Origin of the sequence: Tenacibaculum sp. 1B UA, assembly GCF_033978845.1 — a bacterium.
Classification (GTDB): Bacteria; Bacteroidota; Bacteroidia; order Flavobacteriales; family Flavobacteriaceae; genus Polaribacter.
The window spans coordinates 286203-303292 of sequence record NZ_JAKVUA010000001.1; the positions used below are offsets into that span (position 1 = coordinate 286203).

Consider the following 17090-nt stretch of genomic DNA (forward strand, 5'->3'; position numbering starts at 1 on the left):
TACCTTTATACAAAACAACAAACCATGCAACAAACTGCTTTAATTACTGGAGCAACCTCAGGTATTGGTAAGGCAACCGCTCAACTTTTTGCTAAGAATAACATTAACTTAATTATTTGTGGTAGGCGTATTGAAAAACTACAACAATTACAACAAGAACTATCACAGTTCACCAAGGTACATGTACTTCAGTTTGATGTTCGTTATAACAAAGAAGTACTAAAAGCAATCAATAGTTTACCTATTGAGTTTAAACATATTAATATTCTTATTAACAATGCTGGAAATGCTCATGGATTAAACAGTATTCAAAATGGAAATATTGATGATTGGGATGCTATGATAGATGGGAATGTAAAAGGTCTTTTATACGTTTCAAAAGCCATTATTCCTCAAATGGTAGAACGAAACAATGGTTTCATTGTAAATATTGGTTCAATTGCAGGGAAAGATGTGTATCCTAACGGAAATGTATATTGTGCATCAAAGTTCGCTGTAAACGCTTTAAATAAAGGAATGCGTATTGATTTGAATCAACATAACATTCGCGTAAGCGCTATTCATCCTGGATTGGTAGAAACTGAGTTTTCTGATGTTCGTTTTAAAGGAGATTCTGAAAGAGCTAAAACTGTATATCAAGGATACAAAGCACTACAACCTGAAGATATAGCAGATATTATTCACTTTGTAATTACTCGCCCATACCATGTAAATATTGAAGATTTAATTGTATACCCTACAGCGCAAGCTAGTGCAACTATTGTGAACAAAAACGCTTAAGTTGTGATTAACAAACGTCTTTTAATTAAAAACTTACTGTCTCATAACGACGAGAATAGTTTTTATGATAAAAAGCAAAAGTTATCTTTAGGTTCTAAAGAGGGAAAAGCTAAGTTTATAAAGCACGTTTGTGCACTTTCTAATTCTAATCCTAACAATAACTCTTACATTGTTATTGGTATTGAGGATGAAGAAAATAAAATTATTGGGGTTGATTTTTACGATGATAGTAAAATTCAAAATTTGGTAAATGCTTATCTTAAAAACCCTCCAAAAATAGAATATGAAAATGTTCCTTTTCCTCGCTTACAACGTCATAAAGTAATTGGTTTAGTAACTATTTATCCTACTAAATTAATTACCTCTTTAGCTAAAAATGCATGGAAGTATCGTAGAGGAACAATTTTTTATCGCAGAGGTAGTAACTCTATGCCTACCAAAGATAGTTTTATACTTAAAAACAACAATAAAGCGATTGTTGAAGCTATTGAAAAAAATGCTAGTAACAATATCCAGCTTACACTCGACGGTGTTTTTGATTTTATTGAAAGACACAAACCAGAATACAATCCGAAGTACAAAGTATTTAACGAACAATTTGTCCTTTGTTGGGCTGGAAAAAAGAAAATTATAAATGATGAAGAGTTTTTTACACGGGTTGATATTGAATTGATAAACGAGCAAGTTCGTTTATTTTTTTCTTCGTTAGATGATGTACAAATTAGTTATAACGAACAATCATTTATTATTACTGAATATATTGTTTTAGGAATTGATAAGAGTGAAAAACGCTATCCGTTAGAAAAAACTATTATCAACTTTAAAGATAACGGAAAGCATGATATTGTTACGGAGTTTTTATTTGAAGCTCCTCAATATCATAACGATATTTTACAACTTATTTACGATAACAATAATAGTATTATCGCTAAAATTGTGAACAACAAACCACTTTCTGTTATTGAGCACGAAGATGTATATCGATTACCTACTTCCTACTTAATCTGTTATTTAAATGGTTTTGAAAGTGCTCCTCTACAACTTAAAAAAGCAAAAATTTATATTAAAAACTTAGAAGACAAAACTACCTATATTAAATATAAAGAGGCAATGCGAGTAATACGTAAGGTGAAGTATAATTAGAAACTTTTAACCTCTTTTAAAATCTTACTATCTACCTCAACATTAATTGTACAATTGTAACGATTCCAATTAATAGAATAAAAGACAACGACAGTTTTCTGAATTTAGATTGTGGTATATAAGCTAATGTTTTCTTTCCTATAAATGATCCTACAAGTCCAATTACAAACAAAAAAGGGACGTATTTTAGGTCGTGATTGTGAATGTAACCATTGTTGTAGTAGACAAATGTTCTTGAAAAATCAATCATAAAATCTATAAAGGCTGAAGTCGCTATAAACACACTCTTTTCTAAGTTAAAAGCTGCCATGGTTAACCCTCTAATAGCTCCTCCTGTACCTAACAATCCCGCTGAAAATCCTGAAAATGAACCTCCAATAATGGCATTTTTTTTATTCGGGGAAACAATGAATTTATTTTTAATCAGGAAGAAAGCACTAAACCCCACTAAAAAGACTCCTAAAAATATTTCTAAATAGGCACTGTTCACATATTTTGATAATATACCTCCTAAAATCACAAAAACCACTGAAGGAATTCCAATGTTTATCAACAATTTTTTATCTAGGCCTTTTTTAAATAAGAAGATTTTACTCACATTACTAGACAAATGAAAAATAGCTGTAAGACCTAACACAGAGTAAAAATCGAAATAAAAATTTCCTATTGGAACAAAAAAAACAGACGAACCAAAACCTCCTATTGTTCCAATAATTTCGGCAATTAAAGCTAATACTAAAAATATGAAGTTTATGTCTTTCATTCCTTTTTGCCATCTAAATTATCTTGCAAATTTTTAAGCTCTTTCCATTTACCTTTGTAAGCTAGTTTTGCTTGTTTGGGCCATGTATTAGGTTTATGAACTCTATAACGATTTCCTCCACTTTTTAATACTTCTTGGCATTTTTCTACAGATGTTTCCGATAGTAATTTCCATGTATTGATATTAAAATTATAAAAAAGTTCTTCAATTTTAGGTCCTATTCCATCAACTATTTTTAAATCATTCTCTTTTATTTTTCTACCAAACACCTTTTTAATTTCATTTGTATTAAATGGTTTTTGTTCTTCAGATATAGAGGGTGCTATACTAGATTTTGCTAATTTTAAATCAGTTTCTAATACTGACTTACTTTCTTTACAGTTCCTTAAACTAGATTCTAATTTTACTATTTTATTCTTTAAAAGAACTATCTCGTCTTTCCTAATATTTTTACTCGATAGTTTTCCTAATAAATAGCCTAAAATAGCGGCAATTACTACTACTGCTAATGAAATTAATATACACCAATTCATGATTTAATTATTCGGTTAATAGCTAGTTAAATTACTGATTTTTAATTTATTAAAAAACATTAAATCTGTTAAGAGATTTTTAAAAGCTTATCTTAAATAATTGTTAAGTCTATGTATTTGTTGAAACGTTTTGTTTTTATAGGCGTCTTTTAGCTGTAACCTAATCATAAAAAAACTTAACATCATGAAAAAATTTGTATTAACTGCTTTAGCAATCGCTTTATCTTTCGGAACTATTACTGCTGCTTCAACTTCATATGAAGCACCTATTAAAACTAACTTAGAATATCCTAACGTAAGTACTTTTTGTAAATTAATTAGAGTTGGAAACTTTGAAGCTGTAAAAGCTATGGTTGAAAACGGAACAGATATTAACAGAAAATCTACTGGATTAACTCCTTTAATGTTTGCTGCTAGATATAACAAAGTAGACATCGTTAAACTTTTGATTGATAGCGGAGCCAAGTTGAAAACAAAGTCTGAAAGAGGATATACTGCCTTAGAATATGCTAAAATGTCGAAAGCACATGAGGCCTATAAAGTTATTTCTGTTGCTTTAGAAAAATAATATAAAACTTGTTTAAAAGCAAAAAGTCTCATCAAAATGATGAGACTTTTTCATATTTTGAAAACTATGTTTTCTTATAAATCGAACTTAATTCCTTGTGCTAAAGGTAATTCATCAGAATAGTTTACAGTATTTGTCTGACGACGCATGTACACTTTCCAAGCATCAGATCCAGACTCACGTCCACCACCTGTTTCTTTTTCACCTCCAAAAGCTCCTCCAATTTCAGCTCCTGAGGTACCAATGTTTACATTTGCAATACCACAATCAGATCCTGCAAACGATAGGAATTTTTCAGCTTCTTTCATTTCATTTGTCATGATTGAAGAAGATAATCCTTGTGCAACTCCGTTTTGTAATTCAATCGCGTTTTCAACATCTCCTGAATACTTCATTAAGTATAAAATTGGAGCAAATGTTTCATGTTGAACAATTTCAAAATGGTTTTCAGCTTCAATAATTGCTGGCTTAACATAACAACCACTTTCGTAACCTTCACCTTCTAAAACACCGCCTTCAACTAATACGTTTCCTCCTTCAGCTTTTGCTTTTTCAATAGCAGCTAAATAAGTATTTACAGAGTCTTTATCAATTAATGGTCCAACGTGATTATTTTCATCTAATGGGTTTCCAATTTTGATTTGACCATAAGCTCCAACAATCGCATCTCTTACTTTGTCATAAACAGATTCGTGAATAATTAAACGACGTGTTGATGTACAACGTTGTCCACATGTACCTACAGCTCCAAATACAGCACCTGGAACTACTACTTTTAAATCAGCAGTTGGAGTAATAATAATTGCATTGTTTCCTCCTAATTCTAATAATGATTTACCGAAACGCTCCGCAACTTTAGTACCAACAATACGTCCCATTCTTGTAGAACCAGTAGCAGATACTAAAGGAATACGTGTATCTTCAGTAATGTATTCACCAACTTTATAGTCTCCATTAACAATACTAGAAATTCCTTGTGGTAAATTGTTATCTTTTAAAACCTCAGCAATAATATTTTGACAAGCAACAGAACATAAAGGTGCTTTTTCTGAACCTTTCCATACACATACGTTACCACAAATCCAAGCTAAAGCTGTATTCCAAGCCCAAACAGCCACAGGAAAGTTAAATGCTGATATGATACCAACCACTCCTAATGGGTGCCATTGCTCTCTCATTACGTGTCCTGGTCTTTCTGAAGGAATTACTTGTCCGTTTAATTGACGAGATAAACCTACAGCAAAATCACAGATATCAATCATTTCTTGCACCTCACCTAAACCTTCTTGGTAAGATTTTCCCATTTCGTAAGAAACTAATTTTCCTAAAGGCTCTTTTAACTCTCTTAATTTGTTTCCAAACTGACGTACAATTTCTCCACGTTGAGGTGCAGGCATTGTTCTCCAACTTTTAAATGCTGAAGTAGCGGCATCCATCACTTTTTCGTAATCTTCTTTGGTAGAAGCTTTTACTTTTCCTATTAACTTTCCATCTACTGGTGAGTATGATTCTATAATTTCACCGTTTGAAAAGTTTACTGAACCTGTTGAAGTTCCTTTATTTATTTCTTGTAAGCCTAAAGTAGCTAACGCTTCTTTAATACCAAAATCTGCCATATTTTTATATTCTAATTTTAGTTGTTTAAATTTAAAGCTCAAAACTACGAATAATTTTACAATTAATAAATTAAACAAACACAGTTGTTTTTGTTTAAAAATTAACAAATAATCATGAAAAACATTTATTACTTTCTTTCTTTACTGGTAACATTAACAGCTTGTAATTCGCCTAAAACAACTTCAAATAAACAAAATGATACTCCTGTAAATGAGTTCGCTATTATTATTCATGGAGGAGCTGGAACTATTCTAAAAAAGAATATGACCCCTGAAAAAGAAGCTGCTTATAAAGCTAAACTAGAAGAAGCTATAAAAACAGGATATGAAATTTTAAAAAACGGAGGTTCTAGTGGTGATGCTGTTGTAAAAACCATTCAAGTAATGGAAGAATCTCCTCTGTTTAATGCGGGAAAAGGAGCTGTGTTTACCCATGATGAAACGAATGAACTTGATGCCTCTTTTATGGATGGAAAAACATTGAATGCGGGAGCTGTAGCAGGTGTAAGTACTATTAAAAGTCCAATTGAGGCTGCTAGGACTGTAATGACAAATTCTGACCATGTGATGTTATCAGGAAAAGGAGCTTCTCAATTTGCTAAAGAACAAGGATTGGAAATTGTAGACCCAAGTTATTTTTATACTGAAAATCGTTTCAAATCTTTACAACGAATTAAGGACAAAGAAAAAACAGCATTAGACCATGATGATAAAGAAGCTGCTTTTTACGATACTGATATTAAAAATAGTAAGTTTGGTACTGTTGGTTGTGTGGCCTTAGATAAAAATGGAAATATTACTGCGGGAACTTCTACTGGTGGTATGACTAACAAACGTTGGAGGCGTATTGGAGATTCTCCTATTATTGGTTCAGGTACCTATGCAAATAATAAAACTTGTGGTGTTTCTTCAACTGGTTGGGGTGAATATTTTATCCGTACTCAAGTAGCTTATGATATTTCTGCTCAAATGGAATACCAACAAAAATCATTAAAAGAAGCTACTAAAGATGTTATTCAAAATAAACTAACCAAGCTTGGTGGAACTGGTGGTGTGGTTGCTTTAGATAAAAATGGTAATATGTCTTTTGAATTTAATACTGCAGGAATGTATCGTGCTTCAATGGATGATAACGGTCATTTAGTAATTAAAATTTATAACGATTAAAACTGATAGTTTAAACCTGTATAAATACCAATAAAATATGGCTGAAACCCATTTGAATCATTTTTAAATGTATTTAACTGGGTTTTTAGCATTGGATTAATATTTAGAGACCATTTTTTACTGAACTTATAACTAAGATCTATCCCTAAATTTCCACTAAAGTTAACGCTATTTAAGTTGTTTGCTTCTCCTGATGTTGAAAAATCAGTAGTTTTTAAGTTTACATCATTCTTGCTTAAAAACAAAGAACTAAAACCCATAACTAATTGTGTTTTTAGCTTTTTTCCTTCTAATACACTATACTTAACTTCTACTGGAACTTCAATATACCCATAACTTTGATTTAACTCACCATCAAGGCTTCCTGAACTTATAGATACTGAATTTGTACTAAAATCTGTTTGAGAAGTATCATTTAATGTATAATTCTCTCCAGAACTAAAGGCTACATTAGAGCTACTTGATTCTACAGGGTTTACAGCTACATTAGTATTAGAATACCCCATTTCTTGTAAATGTATCCCCGATTGAAGTGTCCATTTTTTATTTAATTGATATGCAACTTGAACACCATAGGAATAACTTGTATTTCCTTTTGTAGTGTTTGATAAATTTACATCTATAGGGGATGATTCAGAAAATGAATTAGAGTTTAATACAGCTACAGTTGGTGAAACAGTCCACAGTTTCTTTTTTTCTTCCTCTTCTTTTCTATTTTCTTCATCATTTACAACTGCTAAAAAGTCTTTTTTAGGTTTTACAACCTTATAAATTGTATCCTTTTCTTTTTTGAAAACACTTTTTTCTTCGTTTTTAAGAACTGGCAAGCTATTTTCAAGCTTGCCAGTAGAGTTTTCTTCTTTCACAACATCTTTTTTAGCCAGTAAAGCCCCTTCAACTACTCTACTTGACACGTTATTGCTATCTTTTTCTTGCAATTCTTTTTTACTAACCTTCACAACATGATTAGCGGTTAAAACTTCATTTTCATGAAGCTTTTCTTTCAATACTTTTTTCTTTTTCGTTTCTTCTTTTACTACAAGTGTTTCCCTTAAGTTTTCTTTGGTTGGTTTTATCAATAAATCATCTTTTAATTCTTCATTTTTCTTTTCTTGCTCTTTAGGTTCAGGTTTTGGCGATTCAACCAAAATTACATCTGTATCTTCTATATTTTCTTGTTCGTGAGTAAATGGATAAAGCAAAAGACCTAAAACAAGTATAGCAGCAACCCCTCCAGAAAACCACCAAATAGGAAAAACACGTTGTTTTTTCTTTTTTTGTAGTTTTTCTTCAATAGCATTCCATACGCTTTCATTAGGAGTTACCTCCAAATCTTTAAGCTTCTCTTGAAATAGTCTATCGATGTTTTTTTCTTCCATCAGTTATGCGTTTTCCTCTTTTACTTGATATCGTTCCATTTCCTTTTTCAATATCTGTCTTGCTCGTGATAAATTTGATTTTGATGTTCCTACAGAAATATTTAATAGTTCTGCTATTTCTTTATGTGAGTAATTATCTAATACATAAAGATTAAAAACTAAACGATACCTGTCTGGTAAATTTTGAATTAAATCTAACAAAACATCAATATTAACATTTTCTGTTTCAAGGGCTACTTTTTCAACTATTTCCTCATCAGGAGCTTCTGAAACTAAGTGTAAAGGTGATTTTTCTCTATACTTTTGTAATGCTGTATTTATGGTTATTCTTTTCATCCATCCTTCAAAAGAACCTTTATGTTGATATTGAGGCATCTTTTTAAAAATAGTTAAAAAACTATCTTGTAAAGTATCTTCCGCATCTTGAGAATTACGTGAATACTTTAAACACAGCGCAAAAAGTTTACCAGAAAATAACTGGTAAACTTGCGCTTGCGCTGTGATATTTTGATGACAGCATCCTTGTATGAGTTTTTCTAAATTGATGTTACAAATTTACTGGAATTACCACTTCTTCGTATACATCTTCTCCTTCATCATTTTTACCTTTCCAAAACTTAAAAACATAATCTTCTTCCTGAGTTGCCTCAACAGGAAAAGCATATTCTTCTTGTCTTATATCTTCAGTACAAGCAACATCAAGAGCTACTATTGCTGTACCAGCTACAATTCTAGTTGTATCTACTTTTTGGTAGTATAATCCATCAAAAGAATAACAACTATTAGGCAACGTATACTTTATCTTAATTGTATCAACTTCTCCGAATGTAAAACTTTCAGGGGTTGTGGCACTATCAACCTTTAAAAACTCATACCTAACATTAGGGCCGTCATCATCTAAACAAGAATAAAACGTAAATACACTTAAAAAAAGGATTAAAATTTTTTTCATGACATATATAATTGGGGTTATTATTATTTTAATTTTCTATGGTTTATATACTAGATGAAAAAAAATTAAAAAGGTTGCGTCGAATACTCTTACTTTTGTAGAAGTTTATGAAAAACACCATTTTTAACATACAGTCTACAGAAGATTTCAATAAAACTGCACTACAAGTTTTTAAACATCAGTTTACAAACAACAAGGTGTATCGTTCTTTTTGCGATTTAATATATGTTCATCCATCTGATGTAAACACTATTGAACAAATTCCGTTTTTACCTATTCAGTTTTTTAAAACTCGTGAGGTACTTTCTTCTACCGAAGAAATTCAAGAAACTTTTACAAGTTCAGGAACTACAGGAAATACAACCAGTAAACATTTAGTTACCGATTTATCTTGGTACGAAACCAGTTACTTAAAAGGGTTTGATTATTTTTATGGAAATATAGAGCACTATGTAGTATTAGCTTTGTTACCTAATTATTTAGAACGTAAAGGATCTTCTTTAATTTATATGGTAGATGATTTAATTAAACGTTCTAAAAACCCTGAAAGTGGGTTTTACCTCAATAATTTAAATGAACTTGCTCAAAAGCTTACACATTTAGATTCACAAGGAAAAAAAGTATTACTTATAGGTGTTTCTTTTGCTTTGTTAGATTTAATAGAACAATATGATTTCAATCTTTCTAATACTATCATTATGGAAACTGGTGGAATGAAAGGAAAAAGAAAAGAACTTATTCGTAACGAACTACATACTATTTTAAGTAACGGGTTTGGTGTAAATGAAATTCATTCTGAATATGGAATGACAGAGTTGTTAAGTCAAGGATATTCAAAAGGAAACGGTGTTTTTAACTGTCCACCTTGGATGCAAATCTTAACTCGTGATACTGAAGATGCTTTAACTATCTTACCTAAAGAAAAATCAGGCGGAATTAATGTTATTGATTTGGCAAACTATAATTCTTGTTCTTTTATTGCGACACAAGATTTAGGTAAAGTATACCAAGACAATAGTTTTGAAATTATCGGTCGTTTTGATAACTCTGATATTCGTGGTTGTAATTTAATGGTTTTGTAATCCTTTTTTATTTTTTGCTATCTTACCTTGCTATTAACCTCTATTAGTTCAAGGTATTATGAAAAACTGGGCAGAAAATGTACAGTGGAATCCATCAACTGTTGCATTTCCTCATTCGGAAAATGAAATTCAGCAACTTGTTTTAAAAGCTATTCAATTTAACCAAAAAATCAGAGTTATTGGTTCTGGACATTCTTTTACTTCTTTGTGTAGTACTGATGAAATATTAGTAACTCTCGATAATTTTCAAGGAATTATTTCGGTAAACAAAGAAAAAAATCAAGCTACTGTAAAAACAGGAACGAAGCTTTCTTTATTAGGAGAATTATTATTTAATGAAGGATTAGCTATGGAAAACATGGGCGATATTAACGTTCAATCAATTGCAGGGGCCATAAGTACAGGAACACATGGAACAGGTGTCGGACTTAAATCCATCAGCAACCAAGTAATCGGATTAAAATTTGTGAATGGAAAGGGTGAAATTATGGAGTGTTCTACCTCAAAAAACACAGAGCTATTCAAAGCAGCACAATTGTCTTTAGGATGCTTAGGAATTATTACAGAAGTTACTTTACAATGTGTGCCAACCTACAAACTAAAACTTCAAAACAAAAAAGAAAAATTAAGTGATGTTTTGGCAACCTTGAACGAAAGAAACTCTCAAAATAGAAATTTTGAATTTTACTGGATTCCTTATACCGATACTGCTTGGACAAAAACTTCAAACATTGTGGAAGATTCTGAACCCGATAAAGTGAATTTTTTCAACTACTGGACTGAATATATACTAGAAAACCATGTTTTTAAACTCATGTGTGAATATGCTAACCTTTTTCCATCACAAAATAAAACAGTAGCTAACATCACTGCGGCCAGTATAAGCAATGTGAAAAAAGTATATCACAGTCACAAAGTATATGCTACGCAACGAATGGTAAAATTCCATGAAATGGAGTATAATATTCCTGCAGAAACTTACCAAGATGTATTTAAAGATGTGCAAAAAATTGTCAATTCTAAAAAATTCAATATTCATTTTCCGATTGAAAATCGTTGGGTAAAAGGAGATGACGTTTTCATGAGTCCTGCTTACAATAGAAATTCTGCATATATCGCTTGCCATGTTTACAATAAAAAGGATAGCAGTGCTTATTTTACTGCTTTAGAAGAAGTTTTTAAAGCCTATAATGGAAGACCTCATTGGGGTAAAATGAATACATTCACTTCAGAAGATATTGCTAGAATGTATCCTAAATTCCCCAATTTTATGGCTTTCAGAAAAGAGCATGACCCAGAAAATATATTTGTGAATCCGTATCTTCAAAAACTGCTAGGTATTTAATTCTATGGATATGTATTTTAAAACCCTAAATAAAGAATTAAAAAACTACCAACGAGCGATTCCTTGTTTGTTAGTAGATTTAGATATTTTAGATGAAAATATTACAGAAGTAATTTCTAATTTTAGAAAAGATACTTCGCTTAGAGTTGTAGTGAAATCATTACCTTCATTTCAATTAATTGAATATATATTAGAAAAAACACACTCAAATAAGTTGATGGTTTTTCATCAACCTTTTTTAACCGATTTAGCCTCTCGATTAGATAACAAATCGGATGTTTTATTGGGTAAACCCATGCCTATAAAAACTGCTGAATATTTTTACAACAACTTACCTCAGCAACACAACGGGTTTAATCCGTTTACACAAACTCAATGGTTGGTAGATACCGAAAAAAGAATTAAAGAATACATCAACTTAGCCAAACAACTCAATCAAAAATTACGATTAAACATTGAAATTGATGTGGGGTTACATCGCGGTGGATTTTCTTCTCTAAAAAATTTATCAAAAGGATTATCATTGATTGAAAACAATCAAGAATTTGTGGCGTTTTCAGGATTTATGGGCTACGATCCTCATGTGGTAAAACTTCCAACAATTATTCGTTCTGAAAAAAAGGCATTACAATTGGCCAATCAGTTTTATGAACAATGTAAAAATTTGCTTCAAAAAGAATTCCCTTTATTATGGAACGAGAATTTAACTTTTAACGGAGCCGGAAGCCCAACCTTAAACTTACATAAAGAACAAAATTCTCCAATAAACGATATTGCCATTGGCTCATGCTTTGTAAAACCTACAGCTTTTGACATTCCTTCTTTAAAAAACTACATTCCTGCAGCTTTTATTGCCACACCTGTTTTAAAAACTTTTTCAAACACTACGTTACCAGGATTAGAAACTTTAAAGAATCTATTCACTAAAAAATCAGCATTTATTTATGGTGGTTTTTGGAAAGCTGATTATTACTATCCGAAAGGAATAAAACAGAATAATTTGTTTGGAGCATCTACCAATCAAACCATAATTAATATTCCTAAAAATATAACTTTACAAGTAGATGAGTTTGTGTTTTTAAGACCACACCAAAGTGAATTTGTTTTTCTTCAATTCGGAGAAATTTTACCCATTAGAAAAGGTAAAATTCAAAAACCTTGGCAATTATTAAACAATTCCTAACTGTAATTGTAATGTTCATTGCTTTTCATCGACTACTCATAAAATCTACAAACAATGAAAAACTTTTTTACACTGCTTTTGGTAGTAATTTCTACTGCATTATACGCTCAAAAAACTGATTATAACACCAAAAAAGGCTACGTGTCAGAAGGTTACGACGTTGTTTCTTACTTTACAAATAGTGAACCTATTGAAGGAAAAAAGAAGTTTCAAACAACTTACGACGGAGCAAAATTTAAGTTTTCCTCAGAAAAAAACTTATCCCTATTTAAAGAAAATCCAACAAAATACATTCCTCAATATGGAGGATATTGTGCTTATGCTGTAGCTGCTAAAAAAACAAAAATGTACATTGATGCTGAAGCTTATGAAATTAGAGATGGTAAACTATACCTTTTTTATAGCTCTTGGATTTCTAGTAAACTTGATGATTGGAGAAATGGTAATACTAAAAAGTTACAAGCTCAAGGAGATATAAATTGGGAAGAACTAAAGCATAAAAAGAATTAACATGAAACATTTATTCATAATTTTTCTACTTTTTTCAACCATTACTTTCTCACAAGAATACAATACTAAAAACGGTGTAGCTGTTAAAGGTTATGATGTAGTTAGTTATTTTCATGATATAGCCGAAAAAGGGAATAAAAAATTTACGACTAAATATAACAACGTTTCCTTTCGTTTTTCATCAAAAGAAAATTTAGGTACTTTTCTTAAAAATCCTAAAAAATACAATCCACAATATGGTGGATATTGCGCCTATGCAATTGGTAAAACTGGAGCAAAGGTTGATATTAACCCGAAAACTTTTGAAATACGAGATGGTAAACTGTATTTATTTTATAATTCTTGGGGTACCAATACATTAAAAATGTGGTTAAAAGAAAATCCTGAAAAACTCAAAAAACAAGCAGATATAAATTGGAGAACAGTGAATCAGTAATTGATTCATTTATTTAGGGGGATGAAGGGCTGGATAAATCCAGCTCTTTTTTTGTTTTTTGGTTATTTTTTATTCTTATTTTTGGTTGATAAAGAAAGCTCTATGAATAATTTCTCTTCTTTTAATAGAAAAAACATTCAACATGAATTACAAACAACTGAATTTGATATTCTAGTAATTGGTGGTGGTATTACCGGTGCAGGTATCGCTTTAGATGCAGCCTCACGTGGAATGAAAGTTGCTTTAATAGAAAAAAACGACTTTGCTTCGGGTACTTCAAGTAAATCTACCAAATTAATTCATGGAGGTTTACGCTACTTAAAACAGTTTGATTTTTGGTTGGTGAAAGAAGTAGGTACTGAACGTGCTATTGTTCATAAATTAGCTCCGCACTTGGTAATTCCTGAAAAAATGATTTTACCGTTAATTGACGGCGGAACTTACGGTTCATGGTTAACATCTATCGGATTAAAAGTATATGATGTACTAGCTTCTGTTGAAGGAGATGATAAACGTAAAATGCTTGATAAAAAGGAAGCATTAGAAAAAGAACCTTTGTTACCTGAAAGTATTTTAAATGGCGCTGGTTTTTATGCTGAATATCGTACGGATGATGCTCGTTTAACCATAGAGGTTTTAAAAACTGCTAGCCAATACGATGCACAAATATTGAACTATACGCACGCAGACGAATTTATTTACGAAAATAAACGTGTCATAGGTGCTAAGGTAACCGATACTTTTACTGATGAAAGTTACGATATCAAAGCTAAATATGTAGTAAATGCAGCAGGACCATGGGTAGATGAATTACGCCAAATTAACAATTCTAAAATTGGAAAACGTTTACACTTAACCAAAGGGGTTCATTTGGTCGTTCCGCATGAAAAATTACCTGTAAAACAATCGGTGTATTTTGATATTCCTGATGGTCGTATGATGTTTGCTATTCCTCGTGGAAAAGTAACCTATTTCGGAACTACAGATACCAATTATCAACAAGACAAAGATTCCGTTGAAACTTCAATGGTAGATGCTTTATATTTAATTGAAGCAGTAAATAATATGTTTCCTGACATCCAATTAACTATGGATGATATTCAATCATCTTGGGCAGGATTACGTCCGTTAATTCATGAAGAAGGAAAATCGGCTTCGGAATTGTCTCGTAAAGATGAAATTTTTGTATCTGATACCAAGTTAATTTCTATTGCAGGAGGTAAGCTAACAGGTTACAGAAAAATGGCAGAACGTATCATAGATATTGTCGCTAAAAAAATGAAACGCCGCTTTGAGGTAGAATTTGACCCAATTCAAACTGAAGAAATTGTTTTAGCAGGAGGTCCTTTTCAAAACTATAAATCAGTAAAATTATATAGTAATCAGGTTTATAAACGTATAAAATCATTTGGTTTTTCAGAAAAAGATGCTAGCTATTTAGTGCACAACTATGGTAAACAAACTGAACTTATTTTAGATAAGTTTGATGAGCTAAATGAAAAAAATATGCAAGAACGTTTGTTAAAAGCAGAAGTATGGTTTACCATAAAACACGAAATGACCTGTACTCCTACCGACTTTTTTATGCGAAGAACTGGTCGTTTGTTTTTTGATAAACCAAGTGTAGATCTATACAAAAACTTTATTATTCAAGAGTTTACCAAACGTTTTAATTGGAATAAAAACACATCTTTAAAACACAAACAAGAGTTGGATAAAAAAATAGCTTTAACCTTAAATTTTAACTAGTTTTTATCTAGAAAATTAATCGAGTATTATATCTTTGGCGACTGCAAAATTTAGCTACAAAAAAGGTTTGTACAATTAATTTTTTAAGTAATATGAAACAACTAGTACTCGTATTTTTTCTATTAACCACTCTTTTAGCAAAAAGTCAAACTAATATTATTTCTAATTCAGATTTTGATAATATTAAAATAAATAATGTTGCTTTAACTGATATAAAAAAGACCTTTGGAAAACAAGCAAAGGTAGAATCTTTATTGGGTGCGACTACTTCTTTTGAAGATAATGGTTTCTACTACTATTTTAAATTCAATGGTTTAAAACTTGATTTTTCTACTTCTGGAAGAAAGCCTTACATCGAATCTTTAGATGTTTTAAGTGATGAAGCCTCTTTTACAATTAAAGGAATTACAGTTGCTGTAGGGGATTCTATTAGTAAATTAGGTAATGTTACCTTAAGTACTGGTAGAAATGGCTCTAAAAGTATTTTATATGCCGAATGTGATAATTGTGATGTTTTTATTAACATAGATTTTGATCAAGCAACTAAAAAAATTACAAAAATTAATTATTTCGATATGTCATAATTGATTTACTTATTAAAATAGTTAACTTGTTATTCTTCCTTCTCATGCTCTTCTAAATCTTTAGTTAAATCTAACTTTCGTAACGTTGGGTTTAAAACTCCCGTAGTAATAACGGTAATTAAAGTCATGGTACCACCAAAAACAACTGCTGTAACGGTACCCATTAATTTTGCTGTTACACCACTTTCAAAAGCTCCTAATTCGTTAGAAGAACCTACAAACATAGAGTTTACTGAAGCCACTCTACCACGCATATGATCGGGTGTTTTTAATTGTAATATTGTTTGGCGAATCACCATCGAAACTCCATCAGTTACACCACTAAAAAATAGCGCTACAATTGAAATCCAGAAAACAGAAGACAATCCAAATACGATAATACAAATTCCAAAACCAAATATAGCTGCTAAAAGCTTCATTCCTGCATTTCTACTAATAGGTATGTAAGCAGTTATTAACATTGTTAAAAAAGCTCCTATGGCTGGTGCAGCACGTAAAGCACCAAAACCTTCCGGCCCTACTTTTAATATATCTTGAGCATATACTGGAAGCAATGCTACTGCCCCACCAAATAATACTGAAATCATATCTAACGTAAGCGCTCCTAAAATAGCTTTTGTTTTATACACAAAACGTACTCCTTCTTTTAAACTTTTCATTACTGGCTCACCAATTTTAGGGTTTAAAATTGGTTTCTTTTTAATGAAAAATACTGTTAGAAATGATATAGATACTAAACCAAATACAACACATAATGACCAATGTACTCCAATCCAAGAAATGGTAAATCCTGCAAAAGCAGGTCCTAGTACAGAAGCTATTTGCCATGTTGAACTACTCCAAGTTGCTGCGTTTGGGTATAATTTTTTAGGTACTATTAATGCAATTAATGAAAATATAGTTGGTCCGAAAAATGAACGTAGCAATCCACCAAAAAATACCAAGGCATAAATAGCGTATAATACTGTGTTCTTATTCCACCCTTCAATAAAACTAGGTAAGGTTAAAAAGAATAGTCCTAAGCTAATGAGTGAAAATAACCCAATGCACAACGCTAATAAATTCCTCTTTTCTTTTTGATCTACAATATGACCTGCAAACAGCGCCATAGATACTGCTGGAATTACCTCCATTAGACCTATAATTCCTAGTGATAATGGGTTTTTAGTGATACTATATACTTGCCATTCTATAATAATAAATTGCATAGACCATGCAAATACTAGGGCAAATCGTACTAAAAGAAAAATATTAAACTCTTTGATTCTTAGGGAAGCGTAGGGATCTTTTTTTTCCATTA

At 31.2% G+C, this 17090-nt stretch carries 18 protein-coding genes; 11 read left to right on the plus strand and 7 right to left on the minus strand.

The window, feature by feature from the left end:
• The first annotated feature begins 24 nt into the window (after positions 1–24).
• Together MK851_RS01410 and MK851_RS01415 are read left to right on the plus strand one after the other, a co-directional pair.
• Positions 25–780 carry an SDR family NAD(P)-dependent oxidoreductase gene (locus MK851_RS01410; protein ID WP_320240808.1) on the plus strand — a complete coding sequence of 252 codons (756 nt, stop codon included), beginning with the start codon at positions 25–27 and terminating at the stop codon, positions 778–780.
• 3 nt (positions 781–783) lie between these two features.
• A complete protein-coding gene (locus tag MK851_RS01415) occupies positions 784–1923 on the plus strand; it encodes an ATP-binding protein (protein ID WP_320240809.1) in 1140 nt (379 codons plus the stop codon).
• A gap of 31 nt (positions 1924–1954) precedes the next feature.
• Here MK851_RS01415 and MK851_RS01420 read toward each other — a convergent pair whose 3' ends face one another.
• Positions 1955–2686, minus strand: coding sequence for a sulfite exporter TauE/SafE family protein (locus MK851_RS01420; RefSeq protein WP_320240810.1), 732 nt, complete (start codon positions 2684–2686; stop codon positions 1955–1957).
• Positions 2683–3219 carry a hypothetical protein gene (locus tag MK851_RS01425; protein WP_320240811.1) on the minus strand — a complete coding sequence of 179 codons (537 nt, stop codon included), beginning with the start codon at positions 3217–3219 and terminating at the stop codon, positions 2683–2685. Before MK851_RS01425 ends, MK851_RS01420 begins: the two co-directional genes overlap by 4 nt.
• Before the next feature lie 184 nt (positions 3220–3403).
• Here MK851_RS01425 and MK851_RS01430 point away from each other — a divergent pair, with 184 nt between their 5' ends.
• Positions 3404–3787, plus strand: a complete 384-nt coding sequence (locus tag MK851_RS01430; RefSeq protein WP_303504863.1) for an ankyrin repeat domain-containing protein — start codon at positions 3404–3406, stop codon at positions 3785–3787.
• Positions 3788–3861: 74 nt separating this feature from the next.
• Here MK851_RS01430 and MK851_RS01435 read toward each other — a convergent pair whose 3' ends face one another.
• Positions 3862–5403, minus strand: a complete 1542-nt coding sequence (locus MK851_RS01435) for an aldehyde dehydrogenase family protein (RefSeq protein WP_320240813.1) — start codon at positions 5401–5403, stop codon at positions 3862–3864.
• A 114-nt stretch (positions 5404–5517) separates the two neighbouring features.
• Here MK851_RS01435 and MK851_RS01440 point away from each other — a divergent pair, with 114 nt between their 5' ends.
• The gene (locus MK851_RS01440; protein ID WP_320240815.1) at positions 5518–6570 is read left to right on the plus strand and encodes an isoaspartyl peptidase/L-asparaginase; all 1053 of its coding nucleotides are present in this window, start codon (positions 5518–5520) and stop codon (positions 6568–6570) included.
• On the opposite strand, the gene MK851_RS01445 is transcribed toward MK851_RS01440, so the two are convergent.
• Genes MK851_RS01445 through MK851_RS01455 form a run of 3 tightly spaced genes read right to left on the minus strand, consistent with a single transcriptional unit; the run spans position 6567 to position 8901 of the window.
• On the minus strand, positions 6567–7949 hold the full coding sequence (locus MK851_RS01445) for an outer membrane beta-barrel protein (RefSeq protein ID WP_320240817.1): 1383 nt from the start codon (positions 7947–7949) through the stop codon (positions 6567–6569). The genes MK851_RS01440 and MK851_RS01445 overlap by 4 nt on opposite strands.
• Before the next feature lie 3 nt (positions 7950–7952).
• Entirely contained in the window at positions 7953–8504 is a 552-nt protein-coding gene (locus MK851_RS01450) for an RNA polymerase sigma factor (protein WP_320241269.1), read from the minus strand.
• Positions 8497–8901, minus strand: coding sequence for a hypothetical protein (locus tag MK851_RS01455; RefSeq protein ID WP_320240819.1), 405 nt, complete (start codon positions 8899–8901; stop codon positions 8497–8499). The genes MK851_RS01450 and MK851_RS01455 overlap by 8 nt, the downstream gene beginning before the upstream one ends.
• Before the next feature lie 107 nt (positions 8902–9008).
• Between MK851_RS01455 and MK851_RS01460 the strand changes: the two genes are divergently transcribed.
• The 7 genes from MK851_RS01460 to MK851_RS01490 all read left to right on the plus strand — a co-directional run bounded on the left by MK851_RS01460 (position 9009) and on the right by MK851_RS01490 (position 15790).
• Entirely contained in the window at positions 9009–9983 is a 975-nt protein-coding gene (locus MK851_RS01460; protein ID WP_303504873.1) for an acyl transferase, read from the plus strand.
• A 58-nt stretch (positions 9984–10041) separates the two neighbouring features.
• A complete protein-coding gene (locus tag MK851_RS01465; protein ID WP_320240822.1) occupies positions 10042–11328 on the plus strand; it encodes a D-arabinono-1,4-lactone oxidase in 1287 nt (428 codons plus the stop codon).
• A gap of 10 nt (positions 11329–11338) precedes the next feature.
• Positions 11339–12511: an alanine racemase gene (locus MK851_RS01470; RefSeq protein WP_320240824.1), complete on the plus strand. Its 1173-nt coding sequence runs from the start codon at positions 11339–11341 to the stop codon at positions 12509–12511.
• A gap of 54 nt (positions 12512–12565) precedes the next feature.
• Positions 12566–13021: a YHS domain-containing (seleno)protein gene (locus tag MK851_RS01475; RefSeq protein ID WP_303504881.1), complete on the plus strand. Its 456-nt coding sequence runs from the start codon at positions 12566–12568 to the stop codon at positions 13019–13021.
• Position 13022: 1 nt separating this feature from the next.
• Complete coding sequence (locus tag MK851_RS01480) at positions 13023–13457, plus strand: YHS domain-containing (seleno)protein (RefSeq protein ID WP_320240826.1); 435 nt, start codon at positions 13023–13025, stop codon at positions 13455–13457.
• Between the two features lie 102 nt (positions 13458–13559).
• Complete coding sequence (locus MK851_RS01485; RefSeq protein WP_320240828.1) at positions 13560–15206, plus strand: glycerol-3-phosphate dehydrogenase/oxidase; 1647 nt, start codon at positions 13560–13562, stop codon at positions 15204–15206.
• A 92-nt stretch (positions 15207–15298) separates the two neighbouring features.
• Positions 15299–15790 carry a hypothetical protein gene (locus MK851_RS01490; RefSeq protein WP_303504887.1) on the plus strand — a complete coding sequence of 164 codons (492 nt, stop codon included), beginning with the start codon at positions 15299–15301 and terminating at the stop codon, positions 15788–15790.
• A 29-nt stretch (positions 15791–15819) separates the two neighbouring features.
• Here the strand turns inward: MK851_RS01490 and MK851_RS01495 are convergent, their stop codons facing one another.
• A complete protein-coding gene (locus MK851_RS01495; RefSeq protein ID WP_115899625.1) occupies positions 15820–17088 on the minus strand; it encodes an MFS transporter in 1269 nt (422 codons plus the stop codon).
• Positions 17089–17090 lie beyond the last annotated feature (2 nt).